Origin of the sequence: Novosphingobium mississippiense (genome assembly GCF_044029535.1) — a bacterium.
Taxonomy (GTDB): Bacteria; Pseudomonadota; Alphaproteobacteria; order Sphingomonadales; family Sphingomonadaceae; genus Novosphingobium.
In genome coordinates, this window is the sequence record NZ_CP147001.1 from 3581972 (window position 1) to 3607239 (window position 25268).

General features: G+C 65.8%; 28 protein-coding genes and 1 tRNA gene. 18 read left to right on the forward strand and 11 right to left on the reverse strand.

Annotated elements, in window-relative coordinates; genetic code table 11:
• Positions 1-76: 76 nt before the first annotated feature.
• Both WBP06_RS17035 and WBP06_RS17040 read left to right on the forward strand, forming a co-directional pair.
• Positions 77-1147 (forward strand): VOC family protein, encoded by a 1071-nt coding sequence (locus tag WBP06_RS17035; protein ID WP_395330121.1) that lies wholly within the window; start codon positions 77-79, stop codon positions 1145-1147.
• A gap of 116 nt (positions 1148-1263) precedes the next feature.
• Complete coding sequence (locus WBP06_RS17040) at positions 1264-2241, forward strand: nucleoside hydrolase (protein WP_395330123.1); 978 nt, start codon at positions 1264-1266, stop codon at positions 2239-2241.
• 6 nt (positions 2242-2247) lie between these two features.
• On the opposite strand, the gene WBP06_RS17045 is transcribed toward WBP06_RS17040, so the two are convergent.
• The 7 genes from WBP06_RS17045 to hisD form a co-directional block, all read right to left on the reverse strand.
• On the reverse strand, positions 2248-3234 hold the full coding sequence (locus WBP06_RS17045; RefSeq protein ID WP_395330125.1) for an MBL fold metallo-hydrolase: 987 nt from the start codon (positions 3232-3234) through the stop codon (positions 2248-2250).
• A gap of 63 nt (positions 3235-3297) precedes the next feature.
• Entirely contained in the window at positions 3298-3585 is a 288-nt protein-coding gene (locus WBP06_RS17050) for an antibiotic biosynthesis monooxygenase family protein (protein WP_395330127.1), read from the reverse strand.
• Positions 3582-3989, reverse strand: a complete 408-nt coding sequence (locus tag WBP06_RS17055) for a VOC family protein (RefSeq protein ID WP_395330129.1) — start codon at positions 3987-3989, stop codon at positions 3582-3584. Before WBP06_RS17055 ends, WBP06_RS17050 begins: the two co-directional genes overlap by 4 nt.
• Positions 3982-5028 carry a Rieske 2Fe-2S domain-containing protein gene (locus WBP06_RS17060; protein WP_395330132.1) on the reverse strand — a complete coding sequence of 349 codons (1047 nt, stop codon included), beginning with the start codon at positions 5026-5028 and terminating at the stop codon, positions 3982-3984. The genes WBP06_RS17055 and WBP06_RS17060 overlap by 8 nt, the downstream gene beginning before the upstream one ends.
• Positions 5029-5074: 46 nt before the next feature.
• Positions 5075-6226: an alpha/beta hydrolase gene (locus WBP06_RS17065; RefSeq protein ID WP_395330135.1), complete on the reverse strand. Its 1152-nt coding sequence runs from the start codon at positions 6224-6226 to the stop codon at positions 5075-5077.
• Between the two features lie 24 nt (positions 6227-6250).
• Positions 6251-7006: an SDR family NAD(P)-dependent oxidoreductase gene (locus WBP06_RS17070; protein WP_395330137.1), complete on the reverse strand. Its 756-nt coding sequence runs from the start codon at positions 7004-7006 to the stop codon at positions 6251-6253.
• 2 nt (positions 7007-7008) lie between these two features.
• A complete protein-coding gene (gene hisD, locus WBP06_RS17075) occupies positions 7009-8340 on the reverse strand; it encodes a histidinol dehydrogenase (RefSeq protein WP_395330139.1) in 1332 nt (443 codons plus the stop codon).
• 173 nt (positions 8341-8513) lie between these two features.
• Between hisD and WBP06_RS17080 the strand changes: the two genes are divergently transcribed.
• The 3 genes from WBP06_RS17080 to WBP06_RS17090 are packed head-to-tail and all read left to right on the forward strand — an operon-like array spanning position 8514 to position 10752.
• A complete protein-coding gene (locus WBP06_RS17080) occupies positions 8514-9458 on the forward strand; it encodes a fumarylacetoacetate hydrolase family protein (RefSeq protein ID WP_395330141.1) in 945 nt (314 codons plus the stop codon).
• Positions 9455-10003: a cupin domain-containing protein gene (locus WBP06_RS17085; RefSeq protein ID WP_395330143.1), complete on the forward strand. Its 549-nt coding sequence runs from the start codon at positions 9455-9457 to the stop codon at positions 10001-10003. The genes WBP06_RS17080 and WBP06_RS17085 overlap by 4 nt, the downstream gene beginning before the upstream one ends.
• Positions 10003-10752 carry an SDR family NAD(P)-dependent oxidoreductase gene (locus WBP06_RS17090; protein ID WP_395330145.1) on the forward strand — a complete coding sequence of 250 codons (750 nt, stop codon included), beginning with the start codon at positions 10003-10005 and terminating at the stop codon, positions 10750-10752. Before WBP06_RS17085 ends, WBP06_RS17090 begins: the two co-directional genes overlap by 1 nt.
• Positions 10753-10973: 221 nt before the next feature.
• Here the strand turns inward: WBP06_RS17090 and WBP06_RS17095 are convergent.
• Positions 10974-11047, reverse strand: a tRNA-Gln gene (locus tag WBP06_RS17095).
• 142 nt (positions 11048-11189) lie between these two features.
• Here WBP06_RS17095 and WBP06_RS17100 point away from each other — a divergent pair.
• From WBP06_RS17100 to WBP06_RS17110, 3 genes are read left to right on the forward strand one after another with little or no spacing between them, the layout of a single operon-like run.
• The gene (locus WBP06_RS17100) at positions 11190-12629 is read left to right on the forward strand and encodes a Ppx/GppA phosphatase family protein (RefSeq protein WP_395330147.1); all 1440 of its coding nucleotides are present in this window, start codon (positions 11190-11192) and stop codon (positions 12627-12629) included.
• Entirely contained in the window at positions 12626-13297 is a 672-nt protein-coding gene (locus WBP06_RS17105; RefSeq protein WP_395330149.1) for an RlmE family RNA methyltransferase, read from the forward strand. Before WBP06_RS17100 ends, WBP06_RS17105 begins: the two co-directional genes overlap by 4 nt.
• Positions 13252-13512 carry an alpha/beta hydrolase gene (locus tag WBP06_RS17110; protein ID WP_395330151.1) on the forward strand — a complete coding sequence of 87 codons (261 nt, stop codon included), beginning with the start codon at positions 13252-13254 and terminating at the stop codon, positions 13510-13512. The genes WBP06_RS17105 and WBP06_RS17110 overlap by 46 nt, the downstream gene beginning before the upstream one ends.
• Positions 13513-13738: 226 nt before the next feature.
• Here WBP06_RS17110 and WBP06_RS17115 read toward each other — a convergent pair whose 3' ends face one another.
• Entirely contained in the window at positions 13739-14386 is a 648-nt protein-coding gene (locus tag WBP06_RS17115; protein ID WP_395330153.1) for a c-type cytochrome, read from the reverse strand.
• Between the two features lie 121 nt (positions 14387-14507).
• On the opposite strand from WBP06_RS17115, the gene WBP06_RS17120 reads away from it, so the two are divergent.
• The 10 genes from WBP06_RS17120 to WBP06_RS17165 all read left to right on the forward strand — a co-directional run bounded on the left by WBP06_RS17120 (position 14508) and on the right by WBP06_RS17165 (position 23663).
• The gene (locus WBP06_RS17120) at positions 14508-15401 is read left to right on the forward strand and encodes a prephenate dehydratase (RefSeq protein WP_395334241.1); all 894 of its coding nucleotides are present in this window, start codon (positions 14508-14510) and stop codon (positions 15399-15401) included.
• Positions 15402-15490: 89 nt separating this feature from the next.
• Positions 15491-16186, forward strand: a complete 696-nt coding sequence (locus WBP06_RS17125; protein WP_395330155.1) for a hypothetical protein — start codon at positions 15491-15493, stop codon at positions 16184-16186.
• Positions 16183-17508 carry a DUF4350 domain-containing protein gene (locus tag WBP06_RS17130; RefSeq protein WP_395330157.1) on the forward strand — a complete coding sequence of 442 codons (1326 nt, stop codon included), beginning with the start codon at positions 16183-16185 and terminating at the stop codon, positions 17506-17508. The genes WBP06_RS17125 and WBP06_RS17130 overlap by 4 nt, the downstream gene beginning before the upstream one ends.
• Positions 17505-18491 carry an AAA family ATPase gene (locus WBP06_RS17135; protein WP_395330159.1) on the forward strand — a complete coding sequence of 329 codons (987 nt, stop codon included), beginning with the start codon at positions 17505-17507 and terminating at the stop codon, positions 18489-18491. Before WBP06_RS17130 ends, WBP06_RS17135 begins: the two co-directional genes overlap by 4 nt.
• A 4-nt stretch (positions 18492-18495) precedes the next feature.
• Positions 18496-19836, forward strand: coding sequence for a DUF58 domain-containing protein (locus WBP06_RS17140; RefSeq protein WP_395330161.1), 1341 nt, complete (start codon positions 18496-18498; stop codon positions 19834-19836).
• On the forward strand, positions 19833-20885 hold the full coding sequence (locus tag WBP06_RS17145) for a stage II sporulation protein M (protein WP_395330163.1): 1053 nt from the start codon (positions 19833-19835) through the stop codon (positions 20883-20885). Before WBP06_RS17140 ends, WBP06_RS17145 begins: the two co-directional genes overlap by 4 nt.
• Before the next feature lie 11 nt (positions 20886-20896).
• Entirely contained in the window at positions 20897-21823 is a 927-nt protein-coding gene (locus WBP06_RS17150; protein ID WP_395330165.1) for an RDD family protein, read from the forward strand.
• Positions 21820-22287, forward strand: coding sequence for a GNAT family N-acetyltransferase (locus tag WBP06_RS17155; protein ID WP_395330167.1), 468 nt, complete (start codon positions 21820-21822; stop codon positions 22285-22287). Before WBP06_RS17150 ends, WBP06_RS17155 begins: the two co-directional genes overlap by 4 nt.
• The gene (locus WBP06_RS17160) at positions 22287-22802 is read left to right on the forward strand and encodes a GNAT family N-acetyltransferase (RefSeq protein ID WP_395330169.1); all 516 of its coding nucleotides are present in this window, start codon (positions 22287-22289) and stop codon (positions 22800-22802) included. The genes WBP06_RS17155 and WBP06_RS17160 overlap by 1 nt, the downstream gene beginning before the upstream one ends.
• Before the next feature lie 9 nt (positions 22803-22811).
• Complete coding sequence (locus WBP06_RS17165) at positions 22812-23663, forward strand: sulfurtransferase (RefSeq protein ID WP_395330171.1); 852 nt, start codon at positions 22812-22814, stop codon at positions 23661-23663.
• An 80-nt stretch (positions 23664-23743) separates the two neighbouring features.
• Here WBP06_RS17165 and WBP06_RS17170 read toward each other — a convergent pair whose 3' ends face one another.
• Together WBP06_RS17170 and WBP06_RS17175 are read right to left on the reverse strand one after the other, a co-directional pair.
• Positions 23744-24289: a glutathione peroxidase gene (locus tag WBP06_RS17170; RefSeq protein ID WP_395330173.1), complete on the reverse strand. Its 546-nt coding sequence runs from the start codon at positions 24287-24289 to the stop codon at positions 23744-23746.
• A gap of 281 nt (positions 24290-24570) precedes the next feature.
• Positions 24571-25254 (reverse strand): glutathione S-transferase family protein, encoded by a 684-nt coding sequence (locus tag WBP06_RS17175; RefSeq protein ID WP_395330175.1) that lies wholly within the window; start codon positions 25252-25254, stop codon positions 24571-24573.
• Between the last annotated feature and the right edge of the window lie 14 nt (positions 25255-25268).

Below are 25268 nucleotides of genomic sequence, written 5' to 3' on the forward strand. Positions count from 1 at the left end.
TCCGATTCCATGCGTTTCTAATGGCTCTTCCAGCCGGTCATAACCCAGCTCTGGAAAAGTCAGGATCGAGACAAGCATGAGCATTCTGGGAGTTGAGAGCGTCCTGTTCGGCGTGGCGGACGTGGCCGAACATACGCGGTTCTGGACGGACTTCGGCCTGCCGCTGGAACATGCCGACGAGGATGAGGCGGTGTTCCACCTCGCCTCCGGCAGCCGCGTGATCGTGCTGCGGCACGGCGACGCGCGTTTGCCCAGCCCGGATCCGTTTCCTGGCGACGGGCTGAAGGAAACCGTCTGGGGCGTCGACACGGCGGAGAACCTCGAAAAGATCGCGGCCAGCCTCGCCACCGAAGTTGCCGTGACGCGCGATGCGGACGGCACCGTCCATGCCGTCTGTCCCGATGGCCAGCCGGTGGCGCTGCGCGTCTGGGCCAAGCGCGCGTTTCATTCGGAAGCCAGCCCGGTCAACACGCCCACCAGCTATCCGCGCTTCAACCAGCACCGCATCTGGCGCAGCAAGGCCGTGCCCAAGACGATCAACCATGTGGTGTTCTTCTCGCCCGATTACGTTGGCAGTTTTGAATTCTACGAACGCCACTTCGGCTTCCGCTATGTCGATCACTCGAAGGGATCGGGCATCTTCGCGCGCGCGGGCGGCACGTACGAGCATCACTCGATCTTCTGGGTGAACTGCGACCTTCCCATCGCGCCGGACCATTTCAAGTTCATGCACATCGCCTTCGGCATGGACGATATCGACGAAGTGATGCTGGGCGCCAACATCATGGAGAAGCGCGGCTGGAAGAACGAGAGCATGAACAGCTCCGGCGGGATTTCCCGCCACCGCATTTCCAGCGCGATCTACTATTACTGCGACATGCCCGGAAAGGCGGGCGAGGCCGAATATCACGCCGATACCGACTATCTGGACGATAACTGGGTGCCACGCGCCTGGGACTTCCGCTTCGGATCGCTGCTGTGGTCGAACAATGCGCCGCCGATCTTCCGGGGCGACAATATCCCGTGGGACATGGCCTTCGACGCCGACCGCGCCAGCTTCGAACCGTTCCGCAAGACCAAGCCCGGCAAACGGCCGATCGACGGCAAGCTCAGCGAACTGACCGAGGATGATGAGCACGCGATCTAGGCACGCGATCTAGGGATGGCATTTCATCGGGAATTCAACGCTGCGGCCGGCGTGCGTCTTGCACGCCGGCCGCAGTCGTATAAATTGGAATCATAATTCTTGATTGGGAGGGGCTGGTGCATTCACGCCGGAATTTCGTGGCGTCCTGCGGGGCGATCGTGGGGAGCGCGATGCTTCCGGGGCTGGCCCGCGCGGCGGCCTATCGGCAGATTCCGCAGCGCGCTTCGGCTCGGGTGATCATCGATAACGATTTCGCCGGCGATCCGGACGGCCTGGTGGCGCTGGCGCACCAGTTGCTGACGCCCAAGACGCGCACCGTGCTGGTCACGTCCTCCGCGCTCGACCCCAAGCTGGTGGGCAACGTACCCGCCGGAAACACCGCCGCTGCCGGGCGCGCGACCGCTGAGGAACTGATCCGCCGCGCCGGGATAAAGTCTCCGCCGCCGGTAAAGGCGGGATCGGAAGTGCTCGGCGCTGCCCAGCCTGAAGCCAGCGAGGCGGCGCGGGCGATCGTGGCGGAGGCGATGCGCGACGATCCGCTGCCGCTGTTCTTCACATGCGGCGGGCCGCTCACCAATCTGGCGGCGGCGTTGCGGCTGGAACCGAAGATCGCCACGCGCATGACGGTGATCTGGATCGGCGGCGGCGCCTATCCGGCGGGCGGCTGGGAATACAACCTCTCCGCCGATATTCCCGCGGCCCGTGCGGTGATCGAGAACTCGAAAGTGCCGCTCTGGCAGATCCCGCAGGACGCCTATCGCCAGATGCAGTTTTCGGTTGCCGAAATGGCCGAGCAGCTTCGCCCGATCTCGCCCTTCGGCGAATGGCTTTATGACAAGTTCACCACCCCGCCCTCGTTCGTCGATGTGGGCGGAAGTTGGCCGTTGGGCGATAGCCCCACGGTGCTGCTCAGCGCGATTTCGCAGGAGAGCAGCACACATGTGGACTTGGCCGCGCGGCGCATCAAACCGGATTGCACTTATGGCGAGGAGATCGCCGGACGGACGGTGCGCGTGTTCCGGACGCTGGATGCACGGCTGACCTTTGGGGACTTCTTCGCCCTGATGCGCCTTCATGCCAAAGGCGAAGTCTGACCTTCCCTAGTCGAAGTTGGCCCATTCGCCCGGCAGCAGCGGGACGAAGGCGGCCGGATCGATCCCGCGCTCCGCCAGACCTGCGCGCAGGCGCTGTGCGGGGTCTTCGCGGGGTTCGTCGGTCAGCTTGAAGGTGCCCCAGTGCATGCCCACGGCGGCCCGGGCGCCAAGGTCCAGCATGATCTGGATCGCCTCTTCCGGATCGGTGTGCTGCGCGGCCATGAACCAACGCGGATCGTAGGCGCCGATCGGCAGCAGGGCGACATCGGGCGCGCCGAACGCTTCGCGCAGGCGGCGGAAGATAGTGCCGGTGCCGTATCCGGTATCGCCCGCGAAATAGACCAGTCGCTCTCCGGCGCGCAGCATGAACCCGCCCCATAGCGCCATTCGCCGGTCGCCCATTCCGCGCGATGACCAGTGGAGGGCGGGGACAATGTGCGCCTGCACGCCGGGTGCGATGGCGAAGGCATCGCCCCAGTCCCCGGCGGATACGCGCGCGGTAGGGATGTGGCGCAGGATAATGCGATCGTTGCCCAGCGGGGTGACGATCAGTGGCTTGTGCCGGTCATGCAGGACCTTGAGCGTGGCCACGTCGAGGTGATCGTAATGGTTGTGCGAAAGCAGGATCGCATCGATCGGCGGCAGGTCTTCGATGCGCACGCCCGGCGCCGTCACCCGCTTTGGCCCGGCGAACTGCACCGGGCTCGCCCGGTCCGACCATACGGGATCGGTCAGAACGTTCAGCCCGCCGATCTGGATGAGCATGGTGGCATGGCCGACCATGGTCACGCGCAGGCCTTCCACCCGATCCTTGGGCACGGTCGGGGTGACGGGCACGCTTTTCGGCCATTGGGTCGATGGGGCGGTACGCCGCCAGCGCAGGATATCGCCAAAGGACCGGTCGGTTTCGGGCTCACCAGAGGGGTTGAGAAAGCGTGTGCCGTCGAAATGATCGGTGACGGGCCCGGCGTAGTAGCAATTGCGATCTGGCATTTGGGGGCGACCTCCGCTGGCCATGTAGGAACGGCATGCGGAAGTGCGAGGGGCGGAACTGCATTAAATCAAGGTGAAGTGCTCGACCGAGGGCGCACCAACGAAGAACGGTGCGGCCAGCGCACGCCAGGCCTGGAAGCCTTCGGATTCGCGGAAATCGACCATGTGCGCCTCCACGCTCTCCCAGCCGACGACGAGGTGATAGCGTTCCGGGGTTTCCACCGAACGATGCAGCGCGAAGGAGACGAAGCCCTTGGCCGCTTCGAAATGCGGTCGGGCCTCGGCCACGGCGGCTTCGAAATCGGCAGCGCGGGAAGGGTCGATGGTTAGAGTGGCGACTTCGTGGATCACAGGTTCGGCTCCTCGACGAATTCGATCAGGTTGCCCGCGCAATCGCGGATGAAGCAGCCCTTGCCGAAGGCCTCCCGCACGACGAAGGCGATGTCGACCTGCTTCGCTTCCATCTCGGTCAGGAACTCCTCAAGGTCCTCGACGCGGAAGGCGACGTGCTTGTTGCCATGGGTCTTGAGGTCGCGCGGCGGGAAGCGGCGGTCTTCGGGCAGGGCGGCGGCGCCCTCCACCTCGAAGATCTCGAACCGCAGCGGGCCCTTGCGGACCATGGCGGTGTGGGCCTTCGCGGCTTCGATGTAGAACTTCTTCTCGACCTCGAAGCCCAGCACGCGGCCGTACCAGTCGATCGCCTCGTCAAGACTGGGGACGGAGACGCCCCCGTGGTGGAAGGTGAATTCAGCCATGGTTCTTCTCTCTGGAAATATTCTGTTCTTGCGCAATGAAGCGTTCCAGCAGTCGCCGCGCGCGCGTGCCGCCCTGGTCGATGCCGAGTGAGAGCGGCTTCTCGCTCCAGAAATCGCGGCCCTTCACATTGGCATAGGCCGCCTCGATCATCGGCTTGTCCTCCAGATCGAAGGCTTCGCCGAACAGCGCCTTGAGCGCCTCGTCGGTCTCTTCGGAATCGAGATCGTCGTAGCGGGTGGAGGACCAGAAATAGTGGGTTTCGTGTTCGCTGGCCGGCGTCAGGATATGCGCCTGCGGAACCTCGAAGCCGCTTTCACGCCCCGCGCCGTGCGGGCAGACGCCAACGATGAGGCGCATCGCGGCCGGCGCGTTCCAGCGCATGTCCAGCCAGTGATCGACTTTGGCATCAGCCGGGAAATGTGGCCGCGCGACCGAGGGCGGGGGGATATCGGGCATCCACCAGTTGGAATGGAGTGTCCGATCCTCGACTTCCACCGCGTGCTCGCCTGCGAAGATCACACCCTGACCGGCAAAGGTGCCTTTGTGGACGAATTCGATGTGCGAGAGGTCCAGCAGGTTGTCGGTGCCGTATTCGTAGTTCGCGTGCATAAGCGTGTAGCCGCGCACGGTGCGGCTGTGCTGGGTATCGGGCACGAAGGCGAAGTCGGGGATCAGGGCCGGGTCGGCCGTGTCCGGATCGCCACCCCAGAGCCAGACGATGCCGTCCCGCTCGGCGGTGGCGAAGCGGGGTATGGTCGATCCGGCGGGGATGCGATCGGCAAAGGGATTGCGCACGCAATGCCCATCTGGGGCGAAGGCGAGGCCGTGGTAGCCGCAAACCACCACGTTTCCCTCGCGCGAGCCCTTCGATAACGGCGCGAAGCGGTGTGGGCAGCGGTCCAGCAGCGCGGCCAGCGAACCGTCTTCCAGCCGGTAAAGATAGACCGGCCGGTCGAGAATGCGGCGGGACAGGCCGGTTTCTCCGACTTCGTCGGACCAGCCTGCCATGTACCAGCAATTGCGCAGATAGCGTTCCATTTCGCGGCCTCTCCCCGGCCATTCCTATTGTTGTTCGGGCGATGGATCAGCCCATCTCCGCGAACGTCTCCGCACACCAGTCGGCGATGTAATCGCGCATGCCGGTGCCGTTGTCGGCGCCGCAGTGCTCCACTTCGAAATCCTTTTTGGTGAAGACGCGAAGCGTGCGCTTGGGGCTGTTCACCGCCTGATCGTAACTGAGTTGCGCGTTGAAGGCGGGGATTTGGCGGTCGTTCTCGCCGTGCGTGATGAGGAAGGGCACGCGGATGTTCTCCACCTGACCGTCCAGCGTGATCTGGTCGGCATATTCCAGGAAGGCATCGCGGTCTTCGATCCCGAACACCCACATGACGTGGTCCCAGTAGTGCGGCACCGGGTTCTCACCCTCGTTGGCGACGCGTTCGCGCTGGCGGCGGCCCCAGACGTGGTTGGCGCCCATCACCGCACAGAGCGCATAACGCGGCTCGTTCGCGGCAATGCGCGGGGCGTGGTAGCCGCCGAAGGAGAGGCCGAAAATGCCGATCCGGTCGTGGATCACGTCGTCGCGCGTCAGCAGGTATTCCAGCGCCGGCGTGCCCCAGCGCTCGGCATCGAACACGGCGGGCAGGCCGCGCTTGCGGATCGCTTCGCCAGTGCCGGGCTGGTCGATGAAAAGGGTGTTCATCCCCCGCTCCAGGTTCGACTGGCCGTGGCCCGCCATGCAGACCTGTTCCTTCATCGAATCCAGCCCGTTGACCGAAACCAGCGTGGGGCGCGGCGTGCCCGAGCCGTCGTGGACGAAGATGCCGGTATAGGCCTGCCCTTCGTAGGGAATCTCTACTTTGTCGACATGCAGCCCGCGCAGCTTGGCGCCCTTGTGGAAGAGTTCCAGCCCCTTGTCGTAAGCCGCCCAGCGCGGGGCATAGTCGCGGCTCTGCATGCGCTCGGCAGCAAGGTAGTAGCCCGAGGCGCGCAAGTACTTGGTGCCGGCGGAAAGCAGATAGCCGGCGGCCTCGTCCGCTTCGGCATTGGCGCAGACCTGATCGGCCACGGCGATCCAGCTATCGAACATCTGCGCGGAACCGGCATCGGCGCCGGCCTTGCTCGCTTCCATGATCGGGCGGTTGGCCTCGTCGATCTCGCCATAGTTGCCGCCGCAGGCGAGCGCGAGGTTGGTGGCGAGGTTCCAGACGTAGTTTCCGGGGAACGGTTCGAACATGATCTATCCTGCAAATATAAAGAGTTATTCGGCAGTCCAGCCGCCATCGACGACAAGGCTGGTGCCGGTCATCAGCGCGGACGCGTCGGAGGCGAGGAACAGCACCGCGCCCATCAGATCCTCCACCTGGCCGATGCGGCCGAGCTTGATCTTGGCAAGGACGCTGGTCTTGAACGCTTCATCCTCGAAGAATGGCTTGGTCAGCGGCGTTTCGATGAAAGTGGGCGCGATGGTGTTGGAACGGATGCCGTGGGGGGCGAGGTCCAGCGCCATGGCCTTGTTCATGCCTTCCAGCGCCCACTTGCTGGCGCAGTAGAGCGAACGGTTCGGCCCGCCCACGTGGCCCATCTGGCTGCCCATGTGGATTAGGCTGCCCTTGGTGCCGGTATCGATCATCCGCTTCACGCAGGCCTGCGCCACGAAGAAGGCGGACTTGAGATTGAGATCGAGCACGGCGTCGTAATCGTCCTCGCTCACCTCCCACATCGGCTTGGGCCGGTTGGTGCCGGCATTGTTGACGAGGACGTGGAACGGCGCACGCTCTGCGAAGAACGCGGCGACGACGGCGAGGTCGGAGACGTCGAGCGTCGCGGCCTTGGCGCCATTCCCGATCTCGACGGCAGCCGCCTCGATTTCCGTCGAGGTGCGGGCAACGAGCGTGACTTCCGCGCCCGCAGCCGCCAGCGCGGCGGCGGCGCCGAGGCCAATGCCCCGGCCCGCGCCCGTCACCAGCGCCCGGCGTCCATCAAGGCGCAGGCTTGGCGTCTGCGGCAGGTTCATCCTCAAGCCGCCGTTTCGGGTGTCGGTTCGGCCTGCCCAGCATAGGGTACGTTGCGCCCGCCAAAGCGGCGAACGCGGATATTGGCCTGCTCGCCATGGCCCGCGAAGCCTTCCAGCGCGCAGAGGCGCGAGCAGTATTCGCCGATCAGCGCCGAAGCCTCGTCAGTGGTGACGCGCTGGTAGGTGCAGGTCTTCAGGAACTTGCCGACCCAGAGGCCGCCCGTGTAGCGCGCGGATTTCTTCGTTGGCAGCGTGTGGTTGGTGCCGATCACCTTGTCCCCGAAGCTGACATTGGTGCGGTTGCCCAGGAACAGCGCGCCGTAGTTGGTCATGTTCTTGAGGAAATAGTCCGGATCGGCGGTCATCACCTGCACGTGCTCGCTGGCGATCTCGTCGGCGACCTTGACCATCTCCTCGTAGCTTTCGGCCACGATTACCTCGCCGAACGTCTCCCACGCCTTGCGGGCATGGTCGGCGGTGGGGAGGATTTCGAGCAATCGGTCGATCTCGGCCATGGTCGCGCGGGCGAACTTTTCCGAATTGGTCAGCAGCACGCCGGGGCTGTCCGGACCGTGCTCGACCTGGCCGAGAATGTCGGTGGCGGCGATTTCGGGATCGCAGCCGATCTCGTCGGCGATGATGAGGGTCTCGGTCGGCCCGGCGAACAGGTCGATGCCGACGCGGCCGAACAACTGGCGCTTGGCCTCGGCGACGAAAGCGTTGCCGGGGCCGACCAGGATATCGACCGGATCGATGCTCTGCGTGCCGATCGCCATGGCGCCCACCGCCTGAATGCCGCCCAGCGCATAGATCGCGTCGGCCCCGGCCATGGCCTGCGCGGCGACGATGGCGCGCGCCGGCTGGCCCTGGAACGGCGGGGCACACGTAATGACCCGCTTCACGCCCGCCACCTTGGCAGTGATCACCGACATGTGCGCAGAGGCGAGCAGCGGATACTTGCCGCCGGGAACGTAGCAGCCCGCCGAATTCAGAGGGATGTTCCTGTGGCCGAGCACGACGCCGGGCAGCGTCTCGACCTCCACGTCCTTCATGGAGTCGCGCTGGATCTGCGCGAAGTTCTTCACTTGCGCCTGCGCGAACTCGATGTCCTTGCGTTCCTGCGGGGTCAGGCTGTCGACGCAGGCATCGATCTCGGCCTGGCTGAGGCGATAATCATCGCGGTCCCAGCCGTCGAACTTGATCGACATGTCGCGCACCGCTTCATCGCCGCGCTTCTCGATATCGGCGAGCGCCGCCTCGACGATGTCGCGGACCTTGCGGTCTGCGTCTGCCTTTGCCTCGGCAGTGGCGCCGCGCTTCAGCCAGGTGGCCATGCTATTCTCCCGATCCGGTGTGACGTGATTTTCATCGGACCTAGCGCCGGGGAGCGAGCGGGGACCATCGCATGTTATCGATGCCTTGCTATCGATCCTATGCCGTTGTTGCCGCAAGGGGGCTTCGCTAGCCGTTCTTCCAAGCAAAGAGTATTTCGGGAGAACAAGGAACAATGCGCCTCGCCACTCTCGATGACGGCACCCCCGACGGGCGCCTCGTCGTCGTTTCGCCCGAGGGCGACCGTTTCGCGCCCGCGCCAGTAGATACGTTGCAACAGGCGATGGAAAACTGGGCCTTCGTCGCGCCCGTTCTGGCGGAAATTTCGGAGTTTCCCGAAGCGCTCGACGCCGCGCTGCTGCGCGCACCGCTGCCGCGTGCGTGGCAGTGGCTCGATGGTTCGGCTTTCGCCTGCCACGGGGAACTGATGGACAAGGCGCTGGGCGTGGTGCCGGTGAAGACCGGCAAACCGCTGATGTATCAGGGGACTTCGGACAAGTTCTACGGCCCCGCCGAAGATGTGCGCTTTCCTACCGAGGATTTCGGCATCGATTTCGAAGGCGAGTTCGGGGTGATCGTCGATGCCGTGCCGATGGGCACTTCGGCCGAGGACTGCCTGAAGCATATCCGCCTGATCGTGCAGATCAACGACTGGTCGCTGAGGAAGCTTGCCGGGCCGGAAATGAAGACCGGCTTCGGCTGGGTTCAGGCCAAGCCGCCGTGCTCCATGGCGCCCTTCGCGGTCACGCCGGAGGAATTGGGCGGTCAGTGGCGCAATGGCCGCGTCTGCATGGACCTGCTGGTGGACTGGAACGGCAAGCGCTTCGGCGCCGCCAATGGCGAACCGATGGGGCATGGCTTCCACGAACTGGTCGCCCACGCTTGTGCCACGCGCGATCTGGTGGCGGGCACGGTGATCGGATCGGGCACCGTTTCCAACGAGAATTACCGAGAGATCGGCTCCTCCTGCATTGCCGAGCGGCGTGGGATCGAACTGGTCGATTTCGGCGAGCCGCGCACCGAATTCATGCGCTTTGGCGACAGCGTGCGCATGCAGGGCACCCGTGCCGACGGCCGCGCGCCGTTCGGCGTCATCGAACAGAAGGTTGTGAAGGCATGAGCGAAGTTCTTTCCGATTCCGGCCTCCCGGCGATCCAGCGCGTCGTCACCGGGCATGATGCGGATGGCCGCGCCGTGTTCCGTTCCGAAGACGTTACGCCCACGAAGATGATCCCCTCGGGCGATGCCTCGTTCCTGACGATCTGGACCACCGCCACCGTCCCCGCCGACAACAACGACGAGACGGAAGGCCGCGAACGCCCCACCGGCACTACGCTGGAGGGTGGATCGGTGATCCGGGTGGTGGATATGCTGCCGGGCAAGCAGAGCCCGATGCATCGCACCAACTCGATCGATTACGGCATCGTGATGAAGGGCGAGATCGAGCTGGAGCTGGAGGATGGCCGCAAGAAGACCGTGCGCGAAGGCGGGATCATCATCCAACGCGGCACCAATCACCTCTGGCGCAACACCAGCGATGAAGTCTGCCGCATTGCCTTCATCCTGATCGAAGCGCCCGCCTACCTTCACAACGGCGTACCGCTGGATGAGGCCAAGCCCGAGCAGGTCGATCCCGTTTATGACGAGGCCGCAGGAAAGGCGTGATGTTCGACCTTTCCGGCAAGGGCGCGATCGTCACCGGCTCCACGCGCGGGATCGGCCGTGCGATTGCCGCGGGGCTGATCGCGCAAGGCGCGCGCGTGGTGATTTCCAGCGAGGACGCGGAGGACACCGCGCGCGTCGCTGCTGAACTGGGAATGCCGGGACAGGCTTGTGACGTAACCGACGATGACGCGCTCGCCGCGCTGGTCGATCGGGCGGTGGCGGAATTCGGCGGGTTGGACGTGTTGGTCTGCAACGCCGGAATCACCGGCAAGGCGGGGCCTTTCGCCGAACTCGACATGGCCGATTATGCCGGCGTCATGGCGATCAACCTCACCAGTCAGGTTTCGCTCTGTAATCTCGCCATGCCGAAGATCGCGGCGCGCGGCGGAGGTGCGGCGGTGTTGGTGTCCAGCCTTTCGGGCCTGAGAGGCAATGGGCGAATCAATGCCTATGCGCTCGCCAAGGCGGGCGTCGCGCAACTGGCGCGTAATCTGGCGGTGGAGTGGGGACCGCGCGGCGTGCGCGTCAATGCGATTTCGCCCGGTTTCATTGCCACGGAATTGTCGGGCCCGTTGCTGGCCGATGAGACATTCATGGCGCGCCGCATGGCGATGACGCCGCTGCGCCGTCCCGGCACGCCGCACGAGGTGGCAGGTGCAGCGGTGTTCCTGGCTTCCGACGCGGGGGCTTTCGTCACCGGGCACAATCTCGTCGTCGATGGCGGGACACTGATTACGGACGGCTCATAAGCGCGCAAACTGCGAATCGGTTCGTCGCACGCCGGGGCTGGATCAGCGCCATGACGAATGCCGCAACCGTCTGCGGCCGGATCTACGATGATCGATGATTCGCGGGTGGCTTGCCGTATCCGCCATGCGTCCGCCTCGCCATGACGGCCAGCGGCGGAAACGCGCGCCATGCGTCCGAACTCCGGGGAAATAACCCGCAACTTCAGCGATTTATGGAAAATTGGATGCCCCGCGAGGATTCGAACCTCGATAGACGGAATCAGAATCCGTAGTCTTACCATTAGACGACGGGGCATCGGGAGGCGCCCCTCTAGTAGCGGTCGTGATTCGGGTCAACACCCTTTTTTACCGGCCCTTGCTCCTTTCTCGTGGGGGCGTTAGCATCGGCGCATGTACCCGCCCGCATGGCGGCAGATTTTTTGAAGAGATTAGTAATCATGGCGGAGCACGATCCGCCGGCAGCAAGAGTCGACGTGTCAGGCCGCCCCAGCAGGCGGCGCAAGGCGAGGAGGGGCAAATCGCGCCCATCCGGTCCCGGCACGGCCAAGGCGAAGGTGCAGGCAAAGGATGCCGGCGCCGTCGCGGCAGGCGGAGCGCCGCGCGAAGAATCAGCGAATGGAGCGCCGGCACCACCGCGCCGCGCGAAGTCGCGCACGGCCCGGAAATCGGGGAAGTCACGCAAGCCCGGCAAGAACCTGGCGGCGCAACCGCGTCCCGCCGAGGCGCGCCGGCCCGAATCGGCGGTTGCCGAATCGCGCAGTGCAGAGGCGCACAGCCTGAACGTACGTGGGGAACTGCGCGGCGGCGCCGGTTTCGCCACCGCGAAGGACGCGATGCTGCCCCGGCAGCATCCGCGCCAGTCCTATGCCGCGATCGACCTTGGCACCAACAATTGCCGCCTGCTGATCGCGCGCCCCTCCGGCGAGAATTTCACGGTTATCGACGCGTTCAGCCGCGTCGTCCGGCTGGGCGAGGGGCTGGCGCAGTCCGGCCGCCTGTCCGACGCGGCGATGGAGCGCACGCTGGGCGCGCTGCGCGTCTGTGCAGACAAGCTGATGCGCCGCAACGTCTACCTGGCCCGCTCGGTGGCGACGGAGGCCTGTCGTCGCGCGGTCAACGGGCCGGAATTCATCGAGCGCGTACGGCAGGAAACCGGCATCGCGCTGGATATCATCAGCGCGCGCGAGGAAGCGCGACTGGCGGTGCTGGGTTGCCACGTCCTGCTCGAATCCGGGCTGGGTCCGGCAATGATCTTCGACATCGGCGGTGGCTCGACGGAACTGGTCCTGATTGAGAGCACCGGCACGGTGCCGCGCATCCTGGATTGGCAATCGGTGCCGTGGGGCGTGGTTTCGCTCACCGAAAGCTGTCCGCCCGAAGGGGCGACGCTGGAGGAGCGGCTGGCCCGCTACAAGCACATGCACAGCCTGGTGGCGGACAGCTTCGCGGGCTTCGCCAAGCGCGTATCGCCGGCGCGGGAAAGTGCGGCGCAGACCGGGCCATTGCGGCTGCTGGGCACCAGCGGCACGGTGACGACGCTGGCGAGCCTCCATCTGGAACTGCCGCAGTACGACCGCCGGATGGTGGACGGGCTGATCGTTCCGGCCGAATCGATGCGTGGGATCAGCGCACGCCTGTCTTCGATGTCGATCGAGGAGCGGCGTGAACTGAACTGCATCGGCCGCGAACGCGCGGACCTTGTCGTCGCCGGGTGTGCTATCCTGGAGGCGATTCTCGACCTGTGGCCGTCCGCGCGCCTCGGCGTCGCGGATCGCGGCATTCGCGAGGGGATCCTGCGCAGCCTGATCGCCTCGCACACATCGAACAAGACCATGCTCGCCACGGCGGGCGCACAAGCATTGGAGACCCGGCCGTGAGCCGATCCGGACGCGATCCCAAGGAGCGGCTTCGCACCGCCAAGAAGCGCACGACCAGCTCGGCGCGCTGGCTGACCCGCCAGCTCAACGATCCATACGTGAAGAAGGCCAAGGCGGACGGCTATCGCAGCCGCGCGGCCTACAAGCTGATCGAACTGGACGAGAAGTTCGACCTGTTCAAGGGTGTGGAGCGCGCAGTCGACCTTGGCATCGCGCCGGGCGGCTGGAGCCAGGTGCTGCGCCTGAAGCGGCCGCAGGCCAAGATCGTCGGCATCGACTTGCTGCCCACCGACCCCATCGAGGGCGTGACGATCTTCGAGATGGACTTCATGGCCGATGAGGCCCCCGCCGCCCTGGAAGGCGCGCTGGACGGCGCGCCGGACCTGGTACTGTCGGACATGGCGGCCAATACCGTGGGCCACAAGCAGACCGACCACTTGCGCACCATGGGCCTGGTGGAAACGGCGGCGGACTTTGCGATCCAGTCGCTGGCGCCGGGCGGAACGTTCGTCGCCAAAGTCTTCGCGGGCGGCACCGATACCGAACTGTTGAACCTGCTGAAGCGCCGCTTCACCAGTGTGAAGCACGCGAAGCCGCCGGCCAGCCGCAAGGATTCGTCCGAATGGTATGTGATCGCCAAGGGGTTCAAGGGGCGCGAGGAAGTCTGAGCACTTATGTCGTCCTGCCGGGCATCGGCGGTTCCGGTCCGGCGCACTGGCAGACGCTGTGGGAACAGGCCGATCCGCGCATGCAGCGCTTCGCCCATCCACCGATATCGCCGCTACGGTTTCCCGGTGTGATCGTCGCCAGCAGCGATGATCCCTACGGCCCCGTCGATCACGCCAGCCTGCGCGCCGGGCAATGGGGCTGCACTTTCGTCTAGGCAGGGCCGGCGGGCCATATCAACGCCGCCAGCGGTCTGGGAGACTGGGCCTGGGGCCGCGATCAACTCGATTGCTTCGCGGGCGCGCTTGCCGAAGCGGGCGTCTGACCGCACCGTTTCCGATCGGATCTCGGTTTCCGCATGACGAAAGCGGCCCGCAAGGCAACTCGGTGAAGCCTTGCGGACCGCTTTCTGCCGACCGAAGTCGGATTTCTTTACGCGATGATCAGTGCGCGGCGGTGCTGGCTTCCGCAGCCGGAGCGGCCGAGGCATCGGCAGCGGGGGCCGCACCCTTGCCGGCGGCAGCATCCTTGCCGGGGGCCGGCGCCGCGCCGGCGGCGGGCGCGGCCGGAAGCGGCAGGTTCGATCCCTGCGAATTGAGGTAGACGATCACGTTGGCGCGGTCTTCCGGCTTGGGAAGGCCCGCGAAGGTCATCTTGGTGCCGGGGGCCATGGCCTTCGGGCTTTTCAGCCACTGGTTCAGCTTGTCGAAGTCCCACTTGCCGCCCACGCCCTTCAGCGCGTCGGAGAAGGCGAAGCCGCCCACGCCCTTGCCGATTTCCTCGCCGACGACGCCGTGGAGGTTCGGGCCGATGCCGTTGGCACCGCCCGCGTTGATCGTGTGGCACGACTGGCACTTGGCGAAAGTGGCCTGGCCCTTGGCCGCGTCGGCCGTGGCGAGAAGCGCCTCGATCGGCGGTTCGGCGGCGCCGCCTTCGGCCGTCGCTTCAACACCCTCGATCGCATAGCCCATCGTTTCGGGACGGTTGTGCTTGTCTGCGCGAAAGTAGTGTGAGCTGATGCTGGTAAGACCTAGACCGACGATACCGGCGAACAGAGTCCACCCGGCAATGGTGTTGAAACGATCGTCCATGTCCTGACTGCCCCGGGTATTGTTATGTTGATCCTCTTGGCTTCGAGGTCCTAATGTTGCCCGCAAGTTAGCGCAAGAGCCATTGCGGTTGAACGCAATGCCGCTTAAGCGCGCCATCGTCATGAATTCCTATCCCAAACCCGCGCTCGACCTCGTCTCCCGCATGGTGGAGGCTGCCGCCGCCGATCCCGCCCGGGCGATGGCGCTTCAGGGTGCGCCCGGATGCAATTCGCACCGCGCCGCGCTGGAGTACGATTCCCAGTCCCTGCCGCTGCCGTGCTTTTCGTTCGAGGATGCGCTGGATGCGGTGAAGGAAGGCCGGGCGGAGCGGGCGATCATCCCGATCGAGAATTCGCAGCACGGCCGCGTGGCGGATATCCACTTCCTGCTGCCCGAAAGCGGGCTGTCGATCGTGGGTGAGCACTTCATGTCGATTCACCATGCCTTGATGGCGCTTGGCGATGGGCCGTTCTCGGCCGCGTACAGCCACCCGCAGGGCCTGGGACAGTCGCGCCACTATCTGCGTGAGCGCGGGATCGTGCCGATGGCCTATGCCGATACCGCCGGCGCCGCCGCGCTGGTGCGCGAACTGGGCGATCCTTCGGCCTGCGCGATCGCCCCCAAGCTGGCCGCCGAGCTCTACGACCTCAAGATCGTCGAGGACAATGTCGAGGACGCGGCGGACAACACCACGCGTTTCGTGGTGCTGGCGCGCGAACCGCTCGATCCCTTCGCGCTGAAGGGCGAGAAGGCGATGACCACCTTTATCTTCGAGGTGAAGAACATTCCCGCTGCGCTCTACAAGGCGCTGGGCGGCTTCGCGACCAATGGCGTCAACATGACGAAACTGGAAAGCTACCAGATCGGCGCCAGCTTCGCGGCGACGACGTTCTATGCGGACATCGAAGGCGCGCCGGGCGATCCGCGCGTCGATTCGGCGCTGCAGGAACTGGCCTTCCACTGCAAGTACGTGCGTCCGCTGGGCACCTACCGCCAGGCCCGCCCTCGCGGCTGATCGGTTTGTCGCAGATTTCGTTCGGCCAGCGGAAAATCGCTGGACGGACAGATTGTTAACGCAGCGCGGCTTGTCTGACGCGGCAGGCCGTGCCAATCACCCCCGCCGTGGCAATCGGTGGGGTACAAGTGGCGGGTGCGACCGCAGCCCGGAGTTCGGCAAGCGACGCAGCTGCCGATTGGGCGGCCGTGCGCGGCTCCGCGGATATCCAGTATTCGCCGTTGCATCCGGTGCGCACGCCGATCCCGACGACGCCGGACTGGCTGCGCAAGCTGGGTGAGTGGCTGGAAGCGGTGTTCGGGCCGATCGGCAGGATGCTTGGCATGTCCTGGCCGGTGTTCCAGTACATTCTCATCGCGCTTGCGGTCCTGCTGGTCCTGTTCGTGGTCTGGCGCCTGTTCGGTCCGATGATCTTCGATCGCGTGGCCCGGCCTGCAGAGGAGGCCGTGGAGCAGTGGGTACCCGATCAGGCCGACGCCAACGCGCTGCTTTCGGACGCCGATCGGCTTGCCGCCGAAGGGCGCTTTGCCGAAGCGACGCACCTGCTGCTTCGCCGCAGCGTGCAGCAGATCCGCGCCAGCCGGCCGCAATGGCTCCATCCCGCCAGCACCGCACGCGAGATCGCCATGTTGCCGGCGTTGCCCGAGCAGGGGCGTCATGCCTTCGCCACGATCGCCCAGCGGGTCGAGCGCAGCCGGTTCGCGCTGCGCGATCTTGATGCGCAGGATTGGGCGGCGGCGCGCGCTGCCTATGCCGAATTCGCGCAAGTCCGGTTTTTCGCGTGAACGGCGCCGATCCGCATCACGAGACGGTGGCGGTAGGCGCCAACCCGTTCTCCCGCTGGTCGGTGCTGGCGATCGTCCTGCTTGGCTGCGCCTTGTTCGTCGCGTTGCTATGGATGATCGGCACCGGCACCGGGTTCAGCGAGACCAACGACGGGAAGGCCCATGCCGAAGGGCGCGGCCTGAACGGCTATGCGGCGATGGCGGGCTATCTGGAACGTCGCGGCTATGCCGTTCGCAAATCCCGCAACGTGGGCGCGCTGGACAAGCCGGGCATGCTGGTGCTGACGCCGCCGGTCTACACCAAGGGCAAGGACCTTCAGAAGATCGTCTCGCAGCGCCGCCGTGTCGGGCCCACGCTGATCGTCATGCCGAAGTGGTACGCTTATCCCGCCACGGCCGGTCAGTTGAAAAAGGGCGCGCAGAAGGGCTGGGTCAATCTTGGCGGCACGCAACTGGCCGAGTGGAAGGGCTTTCTGGACGACGTCACCGTAGGCCAAGTCCCGGTCAAGGGTGGCGGGGCGCGACCCGCGTGGAGCGGGCTGGGGCTTTCCGGCGCGCTTCCCGGTAACAGCATCAGCTGGGGGCAGGGCGACGACGTGGCACCGCTGGTGCGCGACGATGGCGGGCACATCCTGGCCGGGTTCATCGCCGACGAGGGGCGCTACCCCAAGCTTGAACGGGCATCCGGCGTGTCGTCATCGATAGAGGAGCCTGACGAAGGTCTCTATCCCATCATTCTGGTGTTCGAGCCGGATCTGGTCGACAATTGGGGCATGGCGGACGTTCGTGCCGCCAGGCTGGTCGATGCGCTGGCCGCCGCGGCTGATCTGCGGCCCGGCGATACGATCACCTTCGACCTTACGTTCAATGGCTTCGGCCGCTCTCAGAACCTGCTGACGCTGGCGTTCACGCCGCCCTTCCTTGCGGGCACGCTGTGCCTACTGCTGGCGGCGCTGGTGTTGGGCTGGCGGGCGTTCCTGCGCTTTGGACCGGCGCAGGCAAGCGATCGGGCAATCGCCTTCGGCAAGCGCGCGCTGGTGGCCAATGCCGCGGGGCTGGTGCGCCGCACCCGCCGCCTGCACCTGATTGCGCAGCCTTACGCCGATCACGCGCGGGAACGACTGGTCCGCGCGCTGGCACTGCCGCGCACGCTCGACGGCGCCGAGGCGGATGCCGCCATCGACCGCGCCCTGCATTCGCGCGACCCGTCCGCCGAACCCTTTTCCGCGATCGCCGCCCGCCTTCGGCAGGCGCGGCGTCCGCAAGACCTCGTCAAGGCAGCGCGCGATCTCCATGCGCTCGAAAGGATGTTGACCCGATGACCGATGCCCAGACTGCCGACTATGGCAGCGACCTTGCGCAAGTCGCCGCGATCGCGGCCGACATTCGCGCGCAGATCGCCAAGGCGGTGGTCGGCCAGGCCGAGACTGTCGAACACATGCTGATCGCGCTGATGGCGCGCGGGCACGTGTTGCTGGAAGGCCCTCCGGGTACGGCCAAGACGTTCCTGGCGCAGTGCTTCGCCGCGTCGCTGGGGTTGGATTTCGGCCGCATCCAGTTCACGCCGGACCTGATGCCGGGCGACATCCTGGGTTCCAACCTGTTCAACTTCCAGACCAGCCAGTTCACGCTGACGCGCGGGCCGATCTTCTGCGACCTGCTGCTGGCGGACGAGATCAACCGTACCCCGCCCAAGACGCAGGCCGCCCTGCTGGAAGCCATGCAGGAGCGTCACGTCACACTGGACGGCACCGCGCACCAGTTGCCTGACCACTTCATGGTGGTTGCCACCCAGAACCCGATCGAAAACCAGGGTGTCTATCCGCTGCCCGAGGCGCAGCTGGACCGCTTCCTGTTCAAGCTAGATGTCGCCTATCCCAGCCACGACGAGGAACTGCGCATCGTTTCCCGCTTCGGTGAGAATCGCGGCGCGCCGACCCCGGCCGAATGCGGCGTGGCGCCCGTGGTCAGCCGCGCCCTGCTGGAGACAGCCACCCGGGCCGTGTCGCAAGTGAAGCTGGCCGAAAGCGTGATCGACTATGTGGTGCGACTGGTGCGCGCCACGCGCGAAAGCCCGGACCTTGCCAGCGGTGCTTCGCCCCGCGCCGCGGTGCTGCTGGCCGGGGCGGCTCGCGCCCGCGCGGCGCTGGACGGGCGCGACTATGTGGTGCCCGATGACGTCAAGGCGCTGGCGCCCAGCGTGCTTCGCCACCGTCTGCTGTTGAGCCCGGCGGCCGAGATCGAGGGCAAGCAGGTATCGACGCTGGTCGCGCAGCTGATCGACCAGACCGAGGCACCGCGCTGAACCGATGAGCCTTCGCTTCGCCCCTCTGGTCCCCACCGTGCGCGCGGGGGCGCTGCTGGCGCTGGCGGCGCCGGTCGCGCTGGTCATCGGCGCGACCCGACCGGAAGCGTGGATCGTCGCGCCGATCGCGGGGCTGGTGGTGCTGGCGCTGGTTTTCGTGGATGCGCTGCTGGCGGGACGGCTGGAAAACTTCCGTGTCACAGTACCAAGCGATGTCGAGGTGGGCGCCGAGGCGGCCTTGGAAGCCGGGGTAGACTTGCGCGGGGGACGTCCCTCACGCGTCGACGTGGCGCTCGCCTGCGATCCGCGTCTGGTGGCCGGCGGCCGCGCGAACTTTGCGCTGGAAAAGCGGGACTCCTCCGCCGAAGCGGGCTGGCACGGGCAATCGCTGTTCCGCCCGTCGCGCCGTGGGACCGGCAAGGTCAGCGGTACCTGGCTGCGCTGGACCGGGCCGCTGGGGCTGGGTGCCAGGCAGATCGCCGGGGATCTGGACGAGGACGTGCGGGTCTGGCCGAACATTTCGGCAGTCCGCTCTCCGGCCTTGCAGATCCTGCTCAAGAACGCGCAGTTCGGCCTGCTCGCGCGGCGCATCCGGGGCGAGGGGACGCAGTTCGAATCGCTGGCCGAATATGAGCCGGGGATGGACCGCCGCCGTATCGACTGGAAATCGTCGGCGCGGCACGTCCATCTCTATGCCAAGGAATACGAGACCGAACGCAACAACCAGATCGTCTTCGCGTTCGATTGTGGCCAGTCGATGTGCGAGCCGGTCGACGGCATGCCCCGGCTGGATCGCGCCGTCTCCGCAGCGCTGGCGACGGGCTATGTCGCGCTGAAGGGTGGCGACCGCGTGGCGCTGTTCGGCTTTGCTTCCCGGCCGGAAGTATCGACGCCCTTCATCGCCGCATCGCGCGATTTCTTCCGGTTGCAGCGCGCTGCGGCCGGGCTGGAATACCGTTCGGAAGAACCGAACTTCACGCTGGCGCTGGCCACGTTGGCCGCCCGGCTGGAACGCCGCTCGCTGATCGTGGTGTTTTCCGAATTCGCCGATCCCACCAGCGCGCAGTTGATGATCGAATCGATCGGCCGGCTGGTCGCGCGGCATCTGGTGCTGTTCGTCAGTATCGCGGACGAGGAGCTGGAAGGCATCTCTGCCGCCTCGCCCGATGATATGGAGACGCTGTCCATGGCGGTTTCCGCAGACTCGTTGTTGCGCCAGCGCGAACTGGTCACGCGCCAACTGCGCCAGATGGGCGTGGAGGTGATCGAGGCGCCGCATGGGGCGATCGGCACGCGGTTGATCGACGCCTATCTTGCCATCAAGCGTTCGGGAGCGATCGGATGAACGCGATCTCCGCCACCTCTTCCACCGCCGAAGCCAATGCGATCGCCCGCGCCGCCTTGCGTTCGGACCGTTTCCGGCTGGAGCGTGAAGCGGACTGGCAGCGGCTGGAAGCCATCGTCACGCGGATGGAAAAGGGCCGATATCGTCGTCTTTCGGATGACGATCTGCTGGCCCTGCCCGGGCTCTACCGCACGGTTGCCTCCAGCCTCTCGATCGCGCGCGAAACCTCGCTCGACGCGGCGACGCTGGCCTATCTCGAAGCGCTGGTGCAGCGCGCGTGGTTCGTCGTCTACGGCCCGCGTTCCTCGTTGTGGGACTGGTTGCGCGGCTTCCTGGGCGGTGGCCTCAGCGCCGCGGTGCGCTCGATCTGGGTCGACGTGCTGATCGCGCTTGCGGTCATGGTGGCCGGAACCGTGGTCGGCTGGCTGCTGGTCGCCCACGATACCGAGTGGTATTTTTCGCTGATGTCGCCGGACATGGCCGGAAACCGTGTGCCCGGCGCCAGCCGGGCGGTGCTGCATGCCTCGCTTTTCGGAAATTCCGGGCAATCGGGGATGAGCGTCTTTGCGGCGCAGCTATTCAGCAACAACGCGCAAGTGTCCATCCTGGCCTTCTCGCTCGGCTTCGCGCTCGGGGTGCCGACGCTGCTGCTGCTGGTGCAGAATACCGCCAGTCTGGGGGCCTTGCTCTGGCTCTACAACGGCAAGGGGCTGCTGATCGATCTGATCGGCTGGCTGGCGGTCCACGGCACCACCGAACTCTTCGCGATCCTGCTGGCGGGTGCGGCCGGGCTTCATGTCGGGCGCTCGATCGCGTTTCCGGGCAACCGCACGGTCCTGCGCGCAGCGTCCGAGGCGGGGCGGCGCGCCGCCGTGGTGATGACCGGCGTGGTGCTGATGCTGGTGATCGCCGCGCTGCTGGAAGGGTTTGCCCGCCAGATGGTGGACCAGACGTTCGGGCGCTTCGTGATCGGCGGCTTCATGCTGGCGGCGTGGTGTGCCTACTTCTTCGCCTTTCGCGGCGGCGCGAACCGGGTGCGCCGGGCATGAGAGCGAAAGCCATGCGCCGCCGTAGTTCCACCCGCGATCGCCTGCTGGTGACGCCGGAGGGGATCAGCCTGCCGATCACGGTCGCCAGCCGGGGATCGCGGATCGGTGCGCTGGTCATCGATTTCATCGTGATGATCGTGCTGATGGTCGCGACGACGGTGGGGCTGGTCTACATCGCCGGCGGGGCGGCAAAGATCGATCGCACGCTGGAGACGAACAGCGCGCTGGGCCATGCCATGCAGTTTCTGGTGATCGTCTGGGTGGTGGCGATATTCCTGTTTCGCAACGCCTATTTCCTGTTCTTCGAACTGGGGCCGCGCGGCGCGACGCCGGGCAAGCGCCTGGCGGGAATCCGCATCGCCGCCCGCGACGGCGGACGATTGACCGCAGAGATGGTGATCGCCCGCAACCTGCTGCGCGATATCGAGCTGTTCCTGCCGATCGTCTTCATCATGACGGCGGGCGTCAGCAGCGGCGCCGGCTGGCTGACTGCGGCGGGCTGGTTCGCGATCTTCCTGCTGTTCCCGCTGTTCAACCGCGACAGCCTGCGCGCGGGCGACGTGATCGCCGGATCCTGGGTGGTGGAACGGCCACGCCGCAAGCTGGAGGCGGCGCTGTCGATTACCGCGCCGCCAACTTTGGGCGAGGATGAGGACCTGCAATCCGCGCCCACGCGGGCCTATCGCTTTACCGAGGCGGAACTGGCGGTCTACGGCGAATACGAGCTTCAGGCGCTGGAGCGTGTGCTGCGCGATAATCGGGAGCAGGCGCTGGAGAGCGTCTACCAGACGATCGCGCACAAGATCGACCGCAATGACGGCTGGAACGACGAACGCGCGTTTCTGGAAGCCTACTACACGCAGTTGCGCGGCCGGCTGGAAGCGGGCATGCGCATGGGCCGCCGCAAGGCGGACAAGCATTCCGGGGACAGTTCTTGACGCTTACGCTGACCATCATCGAAGACGACCTGTCCGGTCGTGCCGTGCTCGATCTCCTGCAGTTCCATCTGGACGAGATGCACAAGTGGTCCCCGCCCGAAAGCGTTCACGCCATGCCTGCAGATCGGCTGCGTCAGCCGGATGTGACGTTCTTTTCGGCGTGGGACGGTGATCGACTGGCCGGATGCGGGGCGATCAAGCATCTCGACGATGGCCATGGCGAACTGAAATCGATGCGCGCCGATCCGGCCTATCGCGGCAAGGGCGTGGGCAAGGCGATCCTGCTGCGCCTGCTGGAAGAGGCACGTGCACGGGGCTATGCGCGGGTCAGCCTGGAGACCGGCAAGCCGGAACCGTTTCATCCCGCCCATGGCCTCTATCGCGCCAACGGCTTCGCGGAATGCCCGCCTTTCGGCAATTATGTGGCCGACGATTTCTCGATCTGCATGACGAAGGAACTGTGATGGATCTGCGTCCCGCGATGCCCGCGGATGCGGCCGCACTGGCGGATCTGGGCGTGCGCAGCTTCGTCGCCAAGTTCGGGCATATGTACACGGCGGTCGATCTCGCCAACTTCCTAGCCGAATCGCATAGCGAAGCGAAGATCGCCAAGGAGATCGCCGATCCCCGGATGCGGGTGATGCTGGCAGAGGCGGACGGCAAGCTGCTGGGTTACTGCAAGCTGGTGATGGACTGCGGCTGGCCCGAACATGCGCGCGGGCAGCGCGTGATCGAACTCAAGCAGCTCTACACCGATCCCGATACGACCGGGCGAGGCATCGGTGCCGGCCTGATGAACTGGGCGCTGGAAACCGCGCGCGATCACGGTGCGGACGAGGTCCAGCTTTCGGTCTGGAGCGGCAACGAAGGCGCGCAGAAGTTCTACGCCCGTTATGGTTTCGGAAAAGTCGCCGACATTCACTTCATGGTCGGTGAACAGCGGGACGAGGAGTTCCTTTTCGCCCGCCTGCTCGGCTAAGAGGCCGGAATGGCTTACGAAACGCTCATCTCGGTTTCCGATCTCCACGCCTTGCTCGCCGCCGGCGAGGATGTGCTGATCCTCGATTGCGAATTCGAACTGGGCGCGCCGGACAAGGGGCGGGAAGCCTATCGCGCCGGGCACCTGCCGGGTGCGCGCTACGCCCATCTGGACGATGATCTTGCCGGACCGCCGGATGGCCGCAACGGACGCCATCCTTTGCCCTCGCGCGTCGCTTTCGCGGCATGGCTGCGGGCGCAAGGGTTGCGGCAAGGGCAGCAGGTGGTTGCCTGCGATTCGAACGGCGGCGCATGGGCCGCGCGGGCGTGGTGGTTGCTGCGTTGGGCGGGCCACACCCCGGTTGCGGTGTTGGACGGCGGCAAGCAGGCCTGGGTCACAGCGGGGCTTCCGATGGAAACCGGGGGTGCCGGACCCGCGCGGCCGGGTGATTTTCAGGCGGGCGAACCGCTGGTGCCGGCTCCCGTCGATGCCGATGGCGTGCTGGCCAATATCGACGGCGCTGCCGCGCAAGTGCTGGATGCGCGCGATCCTTCGCGTTTCCGCGGCGATCCCAATCCGATCGATCCCGTGGCTGGCCACATTCCCGGCGCGCGCAACCGCTTTTTCCGCGACAATCTGGGGCCCGATGGTCATTTCCGACCGGCAGATCAGCTGGCCGCCGACTTCGCCGCGCTGCTGGACGGCAAGCCGGCGATCCTGTCTTGCGGATCGGGTGTGACGGCGTGCCACAACGCCCTTGCCATGGCCCACGCCGGTCTCGCCGGTGCGCGCCTCTATCCGGGGTCGTGGAGCGAGTGGATCGCCGATCCCGCGCGTCCGGTCGCGACCGGCGCGGGCTGAGCAGCGAGAATTGAGCAGCGAGAATTGGGCAGCGAGGATTGAGCAGCGAGGGTTGAGCGCTCAACCCTCGCCGCGCACGCTCACTTCGCCAGTTGCGCTTCGATCGCGTCGACCAGAAGGGGATCCTGCGGCGCGGTGCCGGGCGCAAAGCGGCCGACGACCGAACCGTCGCGAGCGATCAGGAACTTTTCGAAGTTCCACAGCACTTCGGGATCTTCATTCGGCGTCATGCCATAGCCCTTGAAGCGTTCCTTCATGCCGTCGACATCGCCCTGTTTGGTGGGGATGGCGCCGGTCAGCGCGACATAGAGCGGCTGCTTGGCGTCACCGGTGACATCGGCCTTGGTGAACAGCGGGAACGAAACCCCGTAGTTCAACTGGCAGAACTCGACGATTTCCTCATCGGTTCCGGGTTCCTGCGCGCCGAAGTCGTTTGCCGGGAAGCCCAGCACCTCAAACCCCTTGGTCTTGTAGTCTTCGTAAAGCTTTTCCAGCCCTTCGTACTGCGGCGTCAGCCCGCATTTGGAAGCGACGTTGACAACGAGCAGGACATTGCCCCCGTGATTGGCAAGGCTGTCGGCGCTGCCGTCGATGCGGGTCAGCGGGATCTGGGCGAGATCGGTCATGCGGGCTTCTCCCATGGATTCGGGCGTGGATTTCGGGCCGGAGACTGCGCCAGCTCCATGACGCGGGCAAGACGCCGCGTTCGGATTGCCTGCCCCAGCACGGGCGATATCCGTTCCGGATCATCGGCATAGGGCCGGGGATCGCTCCGGCGAAGCGCGTTCAGCACGCCGGCAATGTCGGTCCGGGCGCCAGCCCAGCGGGGGCTCCGCCTTGGCGGAATCTTAGATCCGCTCAATCGTTCGGGCCGACGACATCGTGCTCCTGCATCGTCGGTACTAGCTCAGCCCGCATTGCGGTAATCGGCGATCACTTCTCCAGCCTCGGCAAGTTCCGCCTCGTGCCCTTCCTCGCGCCAGGTTTCGGCCAGCGCTTCGGCTTCCCATTGCTTCATCGCCGGATGGGCGAGCACGGTATCGACCCAGGACTGGCACGTTCCGACGTCGAGGCCATATGTACGGATACGGAAGGCAACCGGCGCGAAGAAGGCATCCAGCGTGGTGAAGCTTTCCCCGGCCAGCCACGGGCCGCCGAAGCGGGAGAGCCCCTCGCTGAAGATCTCGCGCAGACGGGCGACATCGCGCACCAGCGCCGGGCGCATCGCCTTGGGCCGCACGCGCACGCCGACGTTCATCGTGCAGTCGTTGCGCAGGGCGGAAAAGCCGCCGTGCATCTCGGCAACGGCGCATTGCGCGAAGGCACGGGCAGCCTCGTCGGTGGGCCAGACGCCGGGGTGACGGTCCGCCAGATAGAGCGTGATGCCCAGAGAATCCCATACCGTCCGATCGCCGTCGATCAGTGCGGGAACCTGGCCGGTGGGCGAGAAGCTGCGGAATGCCTCGTAGTTGGTGGCGGCGAAGGGCTCGATCCGATCGGCAAAATCGATGCCGAGCGCCTTCATCAGCAGCCACGGCCGCAGCGACCAGCTGGAGTAGTTCCGATTGGCGGTGATCAGTGTGTAAGCCATTCGGAACTCTCCTT